This is a genomic window from Paramuribaculum intestinale (assembly GCF_030759015.1).
Classification (GTDB): domain Bacteria; phylum Bacteroidota; class Bacteroidia; order Bacteroidales; family Muribaculaceae; genus Paramuribaculum; species Paramuribaculum intestinale.
Genome location: NZ_CP098825.1, coordinates 2,096,805 through 2,109,917 on the forward strand (window position 1 = coordinate 2,096,805; position 13,113 = coordinate 2,109,917).

16 protein-coding genes are annotated in these 13,113 nt (G+C 56.4%); 7 read left to right on the forward strand and 9 right to left on the reverse strand.

Going from position 1 to position 13,113, the window contains the following annotated elements:
* Positions 1 to 5: 5 nt before the first annotated feature.
* The 6 genes from NF347_RS09500 to NF347_RS09525 are packed head-to-tail and all read left to right on the forward strand — an operon-like array spanning position 6 to position 4,700.
* Positions 6 to 935: a GNAT family N-acetyltransferase gene (locus tag NF347_RS09500; RefSeq protein WP_107035647.1), complete on the forward strand. Its 930-nt coding sequence runs from the start codon at positions 6 to 8 to the stop codon at positions 933 to 935.
* A 19-nt stretch (positions 936 to 954) separates the two neighbouring features.
* Positions 955 to 1,500, forward strand: coding sequence for a DUF4199 domain-containing protein (locus tag NF347_RS09505; protein ID WP_161553821.1), 546 nt, complete (start codon positions 955 to 957; stop codon positions 1,498 to 1,500).
* A gap of 28 nt (positions 1,501 to 1,528) precedes the next feature.
* Positions 1,529 to 2,494 carry a glycosyltransferase family 2 protein gene (locus NF347_RS09510; protein WP_107035649.1) on the forward strand — a complete coding sequence of 322 codons (966 nt, stop codon included), beginning with the start codon at positions 1,529 to 1,531 and terminating at the stop codon, positions 2,492 to 2,494.
* Complete coding sequence (locus NF347_RS09515; RefSeq protein WP_107681581.1) at positions 2,491 to 3,042, forward strand: DUF6452 family protein; 552 nt, start codon at positions 2,491 to 2,493, stop codon at positions 3,040 to 3,042. Before NF347_RS09510 ends, NF347_RS09515 begins: the two co-directional genes overlap by 4 nt.
* A complete protein-coding gene (locus NF347_RS09520; protein WP_107035651.1) occupies positions 3,039 to 3,914 on the forward strand; it encodes a DUF6048 family protein in 876 nt (291 codons plus the stop codon). Before NF347_RS09515 ends, NF347_RS09520 begins: the two co-directional genes overlap by 4 nt.
* A gap of 48 nt (positions 3,915 to 3,962) precedes the next feature.
* Positions 3,963 to 4,700, forward strand: a complete 738-nt coding sequence (locus NF347_RS09525) for an SDR family NAD(P)-dependent oxidoreductase (protein WP_107035652.1) — start codon at positions 3,963 to 3,965, stop codon at positions 4,698 to 4,700.
* 48 nt (positions 4,701 to 4,748) lie between these two features.
* Here the strand turns inward: NF347_RS09525 and NF347_RS09530 are convergent, their stop codons facing one another.
* Positions 4,749 to 5,051 carry a hypothetical protein gene (locus tag NF347_RS09530; RefSeq protein ID WP_107035653.1) on the reverse strand — a complete coding sequence of 101 codons (303 nt, stop codon included), beginning with the start codon at positions 5,049 to 5,051 and terminating at the stop codon, positions 4,749 to 4,751.
* Positions 5,052 to 5,347: 296 nt separating this feature from the next.
* On the opposite strand from NF347_RS09530, the gene NF347_RS09535 reads away from it, so the two are divergent.
* Complete coding sequence (locus NF347_RS09535; protein ID WP_107681579.1) at positions 5,348 to 6,484, forward strand: 6-bladed beta-propeller; 1,137 nt, start codon at positions 5,348 to 5,350, stop codon at positions 6,482 to 6,484.
* Between the two features lie 36 nt (positions 6,485 to 6,520).
* Here the strand turns inward: NF347_RS09535 and NF347_RS09540 are convergent, their stop codons facing one another.
* The 8 genes from NF347_RS09540 to NF347_RS09575 form a co-directional block, all read right to left on the reverse strand.
* Entirely contained in the window at positions 6,521 to 7,849 is a 1,329-nt protein-coding gene (locus NF347_RS09540; protein ID WP_107035655.1) for a hypothetical protein, read from the reverse strand.
* A gap of 138 nt (positions 7,850 to 7,987) precedes the next feature.
* On the reverse strand, positions 7,988 to 8,926 hold the full coding sequence (locus NF347_RS09545; RefSeq protein ID WP_107035656.1) for an N-acetyl-gamma-glutamyl-phosphate reductase: 939 nt from the start codon (positions 8,924 to 8,926) through the stop codon (positions 7,988 to 7,990).
* Complete coding sequence (locus tag NF347_RS09550) at positions 8,919 to 9,443, reverse strand: arginine repressor (RefSeq protein WP_107035657.1); 525 nt, start codon at positions 9,441 to 9,443, stop codon at positions 8,919 to 8,921. The genes NF347_RS09545 and NF347_RS09550 overlap by 8 nt, the downstream gene beginning before the upstream one ends.
* A 116-nt stretch (positions 9,444 to 9,559) precedes the next feature.
* Complete coding sequence (locus NF347_RS09555) at positions 9,560 to 10,783, reverse strand: ABC transporter permease (protein ID WP_290375022.1); 1,224 nt, start codon at positions 10,781 to 10,783, stop codon at positions 9,560 to 9,562.
* A gap of 43 nt (positions 10,784 to 10,826) precedes the next feature.
* The gene (rbfA, locus tag NF347_RS09560; RefSeq protein ID WP_107035659.1) at positions 10,827 to 11,204 is read right to left on the reverse strand and encodes a 30S ribosome-binding factor RbfA; all 378 of its coding nucleotides are present in this window, start codon (positions 11,202 to 11,204) and stop codon (positions 10,827 to 10,829) included.
* A 229-nt stretch (positions 11,205 to 11,433) separates the two neighbouring features.
* Positions 11,434 to 11,802, reverse strand: a complete 369-nt coding sequence (secG, locus tag NF347_RS09565) for a preprotein translocase subunit SecG (protein ID WP_107681852.1) — start codon at positions 11,800 to 11,802, stop codon at positions 11,434 to 11,436.
* Positions 11,803 to 11,813: 11 nt separating this feature from the next.
* Positions 11,814 to 12,584, reverse strand: a complete 771-nt coding sequence (locus NF347_RS09570; protein WP_107035661.1) for a hypothetical protein — start codon at positions 12,582 to 12,584, stop codon at positions 11,814 to 11,816.
* Complete coding sequence (locus NF347_RS09575) at positions 12,584 to 13,093, reverse strand: LptE family protein (protein WP_107035662.1); 510 nt, start codon at positions 13,091 to 13,093, stop codon at positions 12,584 to 12,586. The genes NF347_RS09570 and NF347_RS09575 overlap by 1 nt, the downstream gene beginning before the upstream one ends.
* Positions 13,094 to 13,113: the final 20 nt, after the last annotated feature.

A 13,113-nucleotide genomic window follows, 5' to 3' on the forward strand; every position in this document is an offset into this window, starting at 1 on the left:
TCGTTATGGAAGAAACAATCATCCCACCCGTATCAACCGAGCTGATAGAGTCGGAGCTGACGCCTGAACGCCTGCTCCGCCCCACCAACAAAGGCCACAATCTCATATACGTAGTCGACGCTCGCACCGCGCCAAACACGATGCGCGAGATCGGACGTCTGCGCGAGATTTCATTCCGGGCAGCCGGAGGCGGCACAGGCAAAGAGTGCGACATCGACGAGTTCGACACTATGGAGCCTCCTTGCCGTCAGCTGCTTGTCTGGGATCCCGACAGCCGTCAGATACTCGGCGGCTACCGCTATATCACCGGCAAGGAGATCGCAATGCTGCCCGACGGCACCCCCAGGATAGCCACAAGCCACATGTTTCGTTTCTCCGAGCGGTTTCTGCGCGACTATCTTCCCTACACCATAGAGCTTGGCCGCTCGTGGGTCAGACCCGAATACCAGTCGTCGAAGGCCGGTTCAAAAGCCCTCTATGCTCTCGACAACCTATGGGACGGACTCGGAGCGCTCACCGTAGTGCACAAAGAGATCAAATATCTTTTCGGCAAAGTGACCATGTATCCGGGCTACAACCGCGAGTGCCGCGACATGATACTTTACTTCCTGCACCGCCATTTTCCCGATCCCGACGAACTGGTCAGGCCGATCACACCGCTTGAGGACACTTCCGACGCCAAACACCTGGAGGCTCTATTCACCGGATCGACCTTCCACGACGACTACAGGATACTCAACCACGAGATTCGCGGCCACGGCATCAACATTCCCCCGCTTGTAAATGCCTACATGAGCCTGTCGCCGACCATGAAGATGTTTGGCACGGCGATCAACCATGAGTTCGGCGAAGTGGAGGAAACCGGCATTTTTTTCGTCATCGACGAGATATTCGAAGAGAAAAAGCAGCGACACATCGGCACCTATCACGAATGACTCCAGCCACCACAGCCCAATGACCCAGACCGGACCACACACCCATTCGCCCTATCGCAGAGGCGCCGACGACGGATTCGTCTTCGGAGCATATCTGACTGCATCGTTTCTGACCATGGTGTGGTCGTCAGCCGTGCCGTTGCTCGGACTTGTGTCCATGCTTCTGCTTGCGGGCGTACCGGTGTTCATCTACATGAGACTGCGTCGGTCGTTTGTCGCCGACTGCGGCCACACCCTGCTGTCGTCGCTATGGATGCAGGGCATCGCCACCTTCGCGTGCGGATCGCTCATAGCCGGAGCAGTAGCCACAGCCTATCTCAAATGGATCGAGCCCGACTTCATCATCGGGCGGCTCCGCGAAGCCATCGACTTCTATTCCGGATCGGGGTGGGAACGCGGACAGGAGGTGGCCGACACCCTTCAGCGGATGATCGACATGCACCTTGTGCCGTCGGCTGTAGCCATAGTCGTCGAACTCATCTGGCTCGCCATTTTTTCCGGCTCGCTCGTATCGCTGCTCATGGCTCTGCTCGCACGATCGCGGCCGGTCCGGACCAAACTCTAACCAATCTTCACCGAATTACTCACCACCAATGGATATAAGCGTAATCATACCGTTGTATAACGAAGCCGAATCACTGCCCGAGCTTGAGCAATGGATAGCACGAGTGATGGCCGACAACGGTTTCAGCTACGAAATACTGTTTATCAACGACGGTTCGACCGACGACTCATGGGACGTAATACGCCGTCTGGCCGAGAGCAACCCGGCTGTCAAAGGTGTCAGCTTCCGACGCAACTACGGCAAATCGCCGGCACTCAACACCGGTTTTGTCCGCGCGCAGGGCGACGTGGTCATCACCATGGACGCTGACCTGCAGGACTCTCCCGACGAGATCCCAGCGCTCTACGACATGATCAAGAATGAGGGCTACGACCTCGTGAGCGGATGGAAGCAGAAACGCTACGATCCACTGTCGAAGACCATTCCGACGAAACTATTCAATGCTACCGCACGGCGCGTCAGCGGCATCAAGAATCTCCATGACTTCAACTGCGGCCTCAAAGCCTACCGCAACAAAGTGGTGAAACATATCGAGGTCTACGGCGACATGCACCGCTACATACCGTATCTGGCCAAAAACGCCGGATTCACCCGCATAGGCGAGAAGGTGGTCCATCACCAGGCGCGCAAATACGGCAAGACCAAATTCGGGCTCGACAGGTTTGTCAACGGATATCTCGATCTGGCCACACTGTGGTTCACCAACAAGTTTGGCGTCAAGCCGATGCACTTCTTCGGACTGCTCGGCTCGCTGATGTTTATTCTCGGCTTTGTGGCGGCCGCCGCAGTGGGCATCATAAAACTCTACCACATGCACACCGGCCAGTCATATTCGCTCGTCACCGACTCGCCATATTTCTACATCTCGCTCGTCATGATGATACTCGGCACACAGCTGTTCCTCACCGGATTTCTCGGCGAACTGATTGTGCGCAACTCGCCGCGACGCAACGACTACGAGATCGAAGAGGAACTACGCACCGAAAAGCGATGAACCGGCCCTGCAGAATATCCGCGACCGTCCTTACGGCGCTGCTGACACTGATGGTCTTCGCGACCGGATGCAACTCCTCCGGCTGTATGGAAAACCAGAGCAGCATACCGCTTGCCGGATTCTACTCGGCCGGCACTGAAGAGCGCGTAGTGATCGACTCGATCAAAGTGTACGGACTCGGAGCGCCGGGCGACTCCGCCCTGACAAGCTCCGTCAGAGCGTCGCAGGTATATCTGCCGCTCAGATCGTCGGCCGAATCCACAGCCTTCTGCTTCCGCTATCTGCAGAAGGATCTCGACACACCGCAACTGATCGACACACTGACGCTCGACTACGACTCGGAACCCCGCTTCGTGTCGGAAGAGTGCGGCGCGATGTATTTCTATCACGTCAGGCGGCTTACCCACACCCGCCATCTGATCGACTCCGTGGCTATGCCCGACTCGCTCATAGACAATGTCGACATAGAGCGCCTTAAGATATACTTCCTCACACAGACCGTCGACGACACTCCGGGAGCCGACCCTGACCAAACCGAACAAGAATGATGAAACGCCTGCTGAAACTCCTGCTGATCACCGCTGCTGTAGCGGCGTTCACCGACACGGCCACAGCCCAGCGTCGCATCAATCCAGTGAAACAGCCGGATCCGACCACATTGCAGCGAAAAGCGAAAAAACCATCTGGACCCGACAGGAGCAATCTGGCCGAAAGGCTCGACGCGCAGGGCAACGTGGTGCTTGTCGACACGGTCACCGGACTGGAGTTTGTCGACACCACGGCCGTTGCCGGACACGTAGTGGGCAACATCTATCCACTGCTGCATTCCGTCACCGTGGGGCTTGACGTGTGGGATCCTGTGATGAGGATTATCGGACAGGACTACGGAGGCGCATCGGTATGGGGCACGATCGGACTACACAACCGTTTTTTCCCGCGGTTCGAGTTCGGAATGTCGCAGGCCGACATCACCCCCGACGGCATGAACTTCACCTTCAAGAGCCCCCTGGCGCCCTTTTTCAAGATCGGATGCGCCTACAATATCTTCTACAACTCCGACCCCGACTACCAGCTCAGCTTCGGAGCCAACTATGCATTCACGCCGTTTTCATACACGATAGAGAATGTCAAGCTGCTGTCGGACTACTGGCCGGGCGAAACCGACCTGACATTTCCGAAGACATCAACCACCGCCGGATATTTTGAAATCACGGCCGGCATAAAAGTGAGAATAGTGAAAAACATCTCGCTCGGCTGGCACATAAAATACCACACCATACTTCATGAAGGGCGTTCGGCTGTCGGCAAACCGATCTACATCCCGGGCTTCGGCAAGCGCGGCACTCCGATAACCGGCGCATTTTCGGTGATGTACACCCTGCCGCTGAACAAACAGGAGCTTCCGAGGGTTGATAAGTAAGTCATACTGACTAACCTACACGACCTGCTTCAACACAACCCTTACCTTATGAAGAAAATAGTGATAATCGGCGCATCATCCGGCATAGGACGCCGCATGGCCATCGACTTCGCAAGAGTAGGATGCCGGGTGGGCATTGCTGCCCGCCGCAGCGAACCTCTCGGCGAGGTCAAAAGCCTCTATCCGTCCAATGTGGCCGCCATGACCATCGACGTCACCGCTCCCGACGCCGTAAAACGCTTCTACGACCTGATAGAGCTGATCGACGGCATGGATATATTCATCAATGCCGCCGGCACAGGATTTGCCGACCCCGATCTTGACGACTCACGGATATCCACGACCCTGCGCACCAATGTCGACGGATTCGCACGGCTCACAGCCGCCGCTTACCGATACTACCGCGACACCGCCAACGTCAGCCAGGGTCAGATCGCGGCAATAACCTCCGTCGCGGGCACAAAAGGGATCGGCGTGGCGGCAGCCTACAGCGCGAGCAAGCGGTTTCAGCAGTCGTTTATCGATGCTCTCGAACAACTCGCCTACCAGCAGCAGGTCAATGTAGCCTTCACCGACATCCGGCCAGGATTTGTCGACACTCCCCTGCTCGCCGGCGGACGCGACTATCCGATGCTTATGACCGTCGACAAAGTGGCTCCGCTTATCGAGACAGCCATACTGCGCCGACGCAGAGTCTATACCGTCGACTACCGCTGGCGTGCGGTCAACGCACTGTGGCGACTGGTGCCGCAGCGGATATGGCGTCATATCGGGCTCAACTGGTGATTCTCTCACAGCCCGGACGATATCGCTAACAGGACGTCCGACACACTGTCATTCGCCACTACGCAGCAACCGGAGTATATGCTCTGCGGCTACACGATAGCCCTCCGGGGTAAAATGAACGGAATCTCCTGAATACAAGCCGTCGCCGAGATACGCCTGCAACTGAGCCGGATAACTATTTTGCACCCGATTTACGACACAGGCTCCGAATGCGATGCTGTTGCTTACACAAGCCACTTTTACCTGCGCCGAAATCTGGCCGCAAAAAATCAGTGCTGCCAATGCCATGGCTGAACGCCGGACAAAATCAAAAATCACCGCAGCAAACCATGGGTTACTGACGAGTTTCATAATATCAACTAATTTTTAAGAGTTACTTATCGGAGATAATTACCATTTGCAATAAGAAACGTGTTGCGACAAGAGAAACGTGACATGAACATGACCGCCTTCACCTGATCTTGACAAATATAACGATATTTACCCACACACATATCAAGCCAACGGACATAGCCGGCGAATGATTTTCAGCCGGATAACATGCACAAAGGCTGGCCACAAAGACAAAACGTTCTTGCGGAATCGTGACAATTTGATTAACTTTGCAAAAAATCTACTTGGGATATCGTAACCCTCATAAAAATACCATGCACAGCCACCTTACAGCCATAAAACTTATCGCGGGTGCCACTATGGCACTTGCAGCCGGATGCACCGCTTCGTCGCAGTCCGACAATACAGAAATACTGCAAATCGACATGCTTGCCGACATCGACCGTCCCGACTTCGATGAAACCAGCTTAAAGGATGTCAGATATGCGCTGCTCGACACGGCTACAGAAGCTCTGCTTGGAGAATACGCTCAGATACAGGGAGTGATCGGCGACACAGTGATAGTCCACGACATGACAGCGATGGGCGACAACTCCCGCCTGCTCCTTTTCGATGCCAACGACGGCCATCTCATACGCTCCATACGCCATATCGGCCAGGGACCGGGCGAATACCGATGGATCGGAGGTGTAGTGACAATTCCGGAACGCTCCGAGATCATATTGCTGTCCGACAAGGCTCATCGATATACCACCGACGACCGCTATATCGAAAGCTACAGCATGAGCAGCAAGCATGGAGGCGCTCTGCCGATCGGATCGGCCGAACGCGGCATACATGAAACCGACGCCTTCGACGGAGATCTGCACATCTACCAGTACGACGACCGAATGACTCCTGTCGACACTCTCGTGATCAATAATTACGAACCGAGATGGATCTCCATCGCCTTCAACCAGTCCGACAAAGAGTCGCTGATCAATATAGTCGACACGGTATATTCTCTCGTTCCGGGCGAGATGCAGCCGGTGGCCGTATTGTCGCGCGGAGTCAAGGCGCTCACGCCTGAAGTGGAGAACAAAGTCTACATCGGACGCACCGATTACGAACAGGCGGAGAGGGAGCGTCAGGGTTATATAGAGTTTTTGCGGTTTATCAACGACGGTCCGCGCTTCACAGTGACATACGCCTACGGTGGCCGTAACTATTTCGACACCTATTCGCACAAAAGCGGCAAACTGATAGCACGACGTTCGTTCAGCGACAGCGACGAGGACGCCGGCCTGCTTATACCGCACGACGGACGCACCATGCACATTACCAACTATCCGTTTATCAGCAACGGCCGCTATTACTCAATAGTCAGCGAAGATGAAACGCTCGGCTCCGACGGAGAGCCGTCGGAAGAGCTCAACCGCGCGCTGATATCCTGGAGCGTCGAGGGCGAATAACCCGTCGTGCGCGCTCACAATCAGCGCATCGTCAGCTCAGAACGAGAACTGCACCATGGCGCCCACGCGGCGTCCCCAGCGCTGACGTCCTGAGAAATTGTGGCGCAGGCCATAGTCAAATTCCACTCCCGTCTGCAGACGCGGCACCGGATTCCACATCAGGTTGACGTTGCCCATCATGCCGTATTTATACTCTTCGGGATCGACCTGACCGGACGGCAGATAACGCGTCTGGCTTATGGAAGTGCTCGCATACAGCTCCGGAGTGAAGTTATATTGCATGCCCAAACAGTAGCCGAACGAAGCGGGCATCTGGAGGCGGCCCGGACGTTCGGGGTCGGGCACGAGGTCGTAATTGCCCATCAGCAGATCGCCGCCCATGCCGGCATAGCCGCGCCCGTAATTGACACTGCAATAGGTGGTGATATTGCGCGTGGGATGCGCCACCGACGACAACATCATGCCCCATCCGGCCTTGTAGTGGTTGCGGCCCGAAAGGAGGTCGCGGTACGACAGCGAACGCACTATGCCCGAAAGACGCACATGGGAGGTGGGCCCCCACTCGTATTGCACGAATCCCGCGCCGTCGGGGAGCCACTCCTCGATCGGTTCCGACTGTCCGTCGACAGCAGTAATGTGTGTTTCGGGAGTTTCGGCCGACACCGCGAACACCCAACGCCCCACTTTGGGCATCCAGCGCACGAGCACACTCGTGTTGCTGATCTTGTTGTTGGGTCCCTGCGCATCGATCATCGGAGGCACCGCAGCCGGATCGCTGAACGACGACGAGGCATAGCCGACAGTGAAATCGTTGACCGTGGCGTAGGCTTTCTTCAGATGAAAATCGCGGGTGTTGTATCCGTTGAAGTTGGCCTCGATATATATCTGACAGTTGCCGAAGCTGGGATTCCGGCCGATGACACTGACAAACAGAGTAGTGCCGGCGGGCGAAGTGCCGAAGTGCCTCATCTTGGCCGGATCGCGGTCAATAGGTATCAGATACGGAGCGAAAGCCGACGTAGGCTGCGCACCGTCCCAATCGAAATAGCCTCTCATCCTTACGCATCCTCCTATACCGCCGGCAAGCGATGCATCCTTGCTCAGAAACATGAAATAGGGCACTTCCGGATCCTGCGAGTGGCGGAACTGATCGTCATAGAACATCTGTATCAGGCTGCGCACGGAGTCGCGCATTTCGGGTGAAACGGTTTCTATGTCGCGGCCGGCCATGACCATATGCTGCGAGGCAAGCATAGAGTCACGATGCTGGTCGGCAAGACTGCGGCTTTGGCCCGACGCGGCCGGAGCGAGAGCGCCCACTATGGCCGCTACGGCCAGAAGACGCGATAAGGCGATGGATGTCATGGATTGAAACGTGTGTGAGAATAAACATGATAGCGGCGTCGGAAGCTACGGACTTCCGACGCCGCCTGTATTCTCAACAACAGAGCGGCCATGATGGTTCGCGGCCGGCCGCCCCGCGATATGACATGGTGAGCTGCCTCAGTCGTCGGCTGTGGCTGCAAGAGTCAGGCCCACACGTTCCTGAAGTCCGAAGAGCAGATTCATCACATGCACCGCCACAGATGCCGATCCTTTCATCGAATCGTCGAGCACCGCCGACACCACTACCTTCTGGCCGGTCTTCTGCACATGAAGCAGACACTTGTTGGTACCTCTCACACCGCCCAGATCCGGAAAGCTTTCGCTGAGGAATGTGAATCCGTGATCCTCGTAATACTCGTCGTACATATCCTTGATGTCATCCTCCGATATCGGGGTGTCCATATAGACCGTGCATGCCAGACCACGGTTCCATCCCCCGGCGATGCCGGTGAGATGGATAGGCGCGCTGCAGCTCGACTGAAGCACCTGGAGCGCTCTCTGCGCCTCGCCGATCTCCTCATGCTCAAGCACCACCGACACTTCACCGGGACGCTCCGGCGAACTTGGCGTCACCATATTGACATGGATCGGAGCGTTGAGCAGCAGATTCTTGGCCAACGGAAGCAGAGCAAGCAGCATTATGTGGGCGAGCGGACCGGGGATGGACGCACGCACGGCTCCGCGCACGAGCGGCTTGCGGTTAAGTTCCGGCACGGCATAGACCCATGGCGACTCCTCGTCCTCGGGCGAGCGAAAATCGGGCGAAAGATCTATCACCTTGACCCCCTCGGGGATAGGCGTGTGGCGCATATAGCGCTCTGAATCGCCGTCCTCGCTGTTGCACAGGAATATGACGTTGACCTCCTCGGGATTTCCCTTGGCGCAGAAGCTCATATATGTTTCGCCTGTCAGTCCACGGTGGTGGCGCGCTATCAGCTCCCCCTCCTCGAAGGGTGCTTCGACCCACACGATCTCCACATCCGGGTGGTTGATCAGTATGCGTATCAGATGTCCGGCGGCCGTGGAGTCGCCGCCTGTGATTCCGGCTTTAATCATTTTCGATGGTTTTGTCGCGCATGTGTGCGTCGTAACGTTTTGAGAGCAGCTCTTCGGGGAGTATGCTCGACAGTGTGGAGAGTATCTTTGATTTAGGCGCGTCGACCGTCAGAGCCACAAACACAGTGTCGGCTCCGGCTATCGTGCCCATGAAGTAGGGTGAATGCAGATCGTCGATATCGTAGGCGACTCCGCCGGCATATCCGTTGCGTGTGCGTATGACCAGCAGCTGTCCGCTCATGGTCACCGACTCTATCGCCGCGCGGCTCACCATACCGGCAGCTCCCTTCTCCACATCCTTGTCGGGAGGGAGCACTCCGCCCATGACGTATCGGTAGCGCCCCATCTCGGTGGGTATTTTCGAGGTGCGGAGAGTCTTCAGATCGCGCGAGAGCGTTGCCTGGGTCACGTCGTAGCCGCCTTGCAGCAGCAGTTCAAGCAGCTCGTCCTGACTGCCGACTATATTGTTGAGCAGTATATCGGCTATGGCCGTCAATCGTTTCTGTCGCTTTTTCATTATGCATCAGATTGGGAATATATGCGCAAATGTAATATTTTTTTTAATAATATGCAAACAGCTGCTTCATGCAACGCTCCCCCATATCTCTCCATATCTGCTTCGCGGAGGGAGGATCAGTCACCTACCGGACGCGTGGATATGCCTCGCGTGGCTATCCAACCTATCATGACCCCTACGGCGGCCGTCATAAGGAACACCGTCAATACGTCAGCCGACGACAGCGCTACGGGGTAGACAGTCACCGACAGTTGCGACGGATCGCCTCCGAGCTTTATAAAACCGCCCCACTCCTGGGCCAGACAGAGAGCAACACCCAGCAGCAGACCTGTCACAGCACCTGAAAAGGATATAAGCCAGCTTTCCCACATGAATATGCCGCGTATCATGCGCGGTGTGGCTCCCATGGCCGACATCGTGGCTATATTGGACTGCTTCTCTATGATCAGCATCGACATGGTCGACACCACATTGAACGATGCAACTACAACGATAAAGGCCAGCATGACAAAGGTGATCCACTTTTCGACAGCGATCATGCGGAACGACTGCTCCTGCTGCTGCAACCGGTCTTTCACCAGCAGACGTCCGCTCCCCAGCTCACGCAACCGCGCAGCCACGGCGCCGGCATCGTTTCCCGCACTGACCGTCACGGCTATCGAGGTGGCCTCCGAGGTATAATCGAGGAGCTTCCGCGCCACATCGAGAGGCACTATCACCCTGTCGGCGTCATATTCGCTCTGCTCAAGCTCGTAGACGCCCGACACTATCAGGCTGTCGGCGCGGAAAGAGGCCATCGGATTGGCCTGATTGATTCGTCCGCGACGCCTGGGCGCATAGAGCCGGAGCATGGCTCTGAATCCTGGGCGGGCGGCCAGACTTATGGCCGAGCCGACGCTGAGCGTCGCGCAGTTGTAATCGCCTTCGGTCTGCAGGTAGCGGCCGTCGATGATTATATCGTCGATGCCCGACTGCGCTCCGAAACCTTCGGGCACACCCATCAGGGTGACCGGCATCTGGCGCCCGTCGTAGACAGCCAGGGCGCGTTCCTCCACCATTGGCATGGCGCACTCCACTCCGTCAACCCCGCGGATCAGGGCGGCAAGCGAATCGGCAGCGCCAATGACCTTGCCGCCGGCCGGCATCACGCGCAGCTCCGGGTCAAGCTTCGACAGACGCGAAGCCGCCAGATGCGAGAAACCGTTGAACACCGACAGCACGCACAGCGTGGCGGCAGTGGCGACAGCCACTCCGGCCACGGATATGCGCGATATGACGTTGACCGCGCCCATGCTCTTGCGCGAGAGCAGATAGCGCACGGCGATTCTCAATGATTCCATTGCAGCAGAATATGCTGACGATGATTGGCTACACCTACAACCGTCAGTCGGCCTCGGGCAACTCCTTTTCAGCTCCCTCAGCAGTAGTCGAGTCGAGCAGAGAGTCGATCTTCTCTATGTAGTCGAGCGAGTCGTCGAGATAGAACGCGAGTTCGGGTGTCTTGCGCAACTGATGCCGTACACGCTGCGCGAGTTCATAGCGCACGGTCTTCTGACTCTTGTTGATATTGTCGATCATCTCCTGAGCCTTTCCCGACGGGAATACCGACAGATATGCCTTGGCTATGCTGAGGTCGGGCGACACACGCACGGTGCTGACCGATATTATCACACCGTGGGTCTTGGCCGTCTGCTGACGGAATATCTCGCTCAGCTCCTTCTGGAGCAGGCGGGCGATCTTGGCTTGACGTGTTGATTCCATAATTGTCAGATTTATTCTTGAAACATTACATACGCCGGGCGAACGGCGTCCGGCCTTATTTTCTCAACAACCGCCGGAGGGGGTTGGCTCACTGCGGCAGCTGAAAAAAACATGGCGGTGTGTCAAAACATCGGTTTTTGACACACCGCCTGATATCTGTCGGAGCATGATTGAAGCCGCCATGAGTGCCGCCCTCACCGTGATGGCGGTGACGCGACGGCGGCCGCTATCACTCCGCTGCGGGAGTTTCGGCCGCGGGAGCCTCGGCTGCAGGAGCTGCCGCGTCGGCCGACGGCAGATTGGTGTCATAACCGACCGGAGCGGTCTGTTCTACCGGAGCGGTGGGATTGACACGCGAACCGGAGCGCTGCAGAGCCGTGGGCATGAAGAAAGCCGAAAGCACGGCCAGAACGGCAATAGCACCGGCCAGAGTCCATGTCATTTTCTCGATAAAACTGTTGGTGCGGCGCACGCCCATGATCTGATTGGAGCCTGCAAACGATGACGACAGGCCGCCGCCCTTCGACTTCTGGATCAATACCACTCCGATGAGCAGCACTGCCGCAATCAGAGTCAATACGATGAGAACTACGAACATAGTGTTGGTATTTATTTCTGTTTTAGATTATTATTCAGTATGAGTTTCTTCAGGAAACGCAATTGGTCTGCAAAGTAAATACTTTTTTCTGGAAAATTCAAACTTAATGTATGGATAATTTCATAAGCCTTTTCGTAGCGGCGCCTTTTGATGTAGATTTTCGCGAGACTCTCGCTGAGCATTGAGTCGGGGGGCGGAGCCTGCCGCGAAGCGGCGTGGCGCGGTGTCGACGGCCGGTTTTCAGGCTGACGCGAATCAGCTTCATCGGCTGCTTCCTCGTGGCCGTATTTATCGACAAAGGCGTCCATCAGACGATCCTGTTCGTCGGCTTCAGGCTCTTCACCGTCGTCCAGACGACTCTCCTCCTGTTCCTTGATCAGCACCTGCGAATAATCGGCCATGGGATTGAATATAAGTCTTTCGAGCAGAGCTTCCTCTGCCGGGTCGATAGTGCCGTAGGCGTTAAGAAACGTGTCTATGGCAGTTTCGGTGGTAGGAGTTTCGTCGCCGGGAGCCGGAGGATAGAACCCGTCGAACATGTGCCCCCGGTCGTCGGCCAGACGGAGCATAGCGGTGCGGTCGGCCATTCCGAGAGCCACACGCGCGGCGAGTATCTGCCGCGCGTCGGCATCGAGCCTGTCGGATCCGCGCTGAAGACGCATGGCCGCGGGGAGCACAAACCACGGATAGTCGGCGATGAGCCTGTCGGCAAGCCCGGCCGGCACTGCCTCACCCGAAGCCACAGCATCCATAAATCTGATGAGATTCTCGTCGGTTTCCATCACCAGTTGCCCAAAGTTGCGTTGAATATCTGTATGACAAGTTCGTCGGAAATCTCCTCGCACAGCTGATCCTGCACTTCGGTCAACATCTGCGACGAATCAAAATCGCGATATGCCGAGAATGTCTGGTCGATATCGTTTCCATCCTTCTTGCTGTCGGTGTACCGCACTCTGACGGTTATGGTCAGACGGGTCTTCGACGCGTAGGCATCCTCGTTGACAGCCTGCGGACTGAGCGAATAGCCTGTTATCTCGCCCTCCATCACCAGATCGGAATTGCCGTCGGTGGTCTGCAGACGCGTGTTGCGCTGCACATAGTCGAGAAGTTTGTTTTCGAAGGTCTGCTGCAGAGGCGGATAGACCAGTGCAGCACGGATCGGAAAATTGTCGATGCGCACCGTCTTGTAGACCGTGTAGTCAAGCGCGGCGCCATTGAGTTTGTAGCTTATGCGGCACGACGAGGCAAGCAGAAGCAGCAACGTCACAGCAAGCACTTCGGCGGCCATCATCCGACAACGGCGGGCTATAT

Coding starts and splice junctions, on each gene's coding strand:
- NF347_RS09500 (WP_107035647.1), top strand. CDS start 6: ATGGAAGAAACAATCATCCCACCCGTATCAACCGAGCTGATAGAGTCG.
- NF347_RS09505 (WP_161553821.1), top strand. CDS start 955: ATGACCCAGACCGGACCACACACCCATTCGCCCTATCGCAGAGGCGCC.
- NF347_RS09510 (WP_107035649.1), top strand. CDS start 1,529: ATGGATATAAGCGTAATCATACCGTTGTATAACGAAGCCGAATCACTG.
- NF347_RS09515 (WP_107681581.1), top strand. CDS start 2,491: ATGAACCGGCCCTGCAGAATATCCGCGACCGTCCTTACGGCGCTGCTG.
- NF347_RS09520 (WP_107035651.1), top strand. CDS start 3,039: ATGATGAAACGCCTGCTGAAACTCCTGCTGATCACCGCTGCTGTAGCG.
- NF347_RS09525 (WP_107035652.1), top strand. CDS start 3,963: ATGAAGAAAATAGTGATAATCGGCGCATCATCCGGCATAGGACGCCGC.
- NF347_RS09530 (WP_107035653.1), bottom strand. CDS start 5,051: ATGAAACTCGTCAGTAACCCATGGTTTGCTGCGGTGATTTTTGATTTT.
- NF347_RS09535 (WP_107681579.1), top strand. CDS start 5,348: ATGCACAGCCACCTTACAGCCATAAAACTTATCGCGGGTGCCACTATG.
- NF347_RS09540 (WP_107035655.1), bottom strand. CDS start 7,849: ATGACATCCATCGCCTTATCGCGTCTTCTGGCCGTAGCGGCCATAGTG.
- NF347_RS09545 (WP_107035656.1), bottom strand. CDS start 8,926: ATGATTAAAGCCGGAATCACAGGCGGCGACTCCACGGCCGCCGGACAT.
- NF347_RS09550 (WP_107035657.1), bottom strand. CDS start 9,443: ATGAAAAAGCGACAGAAACGATTGACGGCCATAGCCGATATACTGCTC.
- NF347_RS09555 (WP_290375022.1), bottom strand. CDS start 10,783: ATGGAATCATTGAGAATCGCCGTGCGCTATCTGCTCTCGCGCAAGAGC.
- rbfA (WP_107035659.1), bottom strand. CDS start 11,204: ATGGAATCAACACGTCAAGCCAAGATCGCCCGCCTGCTCCAGAAGGAG.
- secG (WP_107681852.1), bottom strand. CDS start 11,802: ATGTTCGTAGTTCTCATCGTATTGACTCTGATTGCGGCAGTGCTGCTC.
- NF347_RS09570 (WP_107035661.1), bottom strand. CDS start 12,584: ATGGAAACCGACGAGAATCTCATCAGATTTATGGATGCTGTGGCTTCG.
- NF347_RS09575 (WP_107035662.1), bottom strand. CDS start 13,093: ATGATGGCCGCCGAAGTGCTTGCTGTGACGTTGCTGCTTCTGCTTGCC.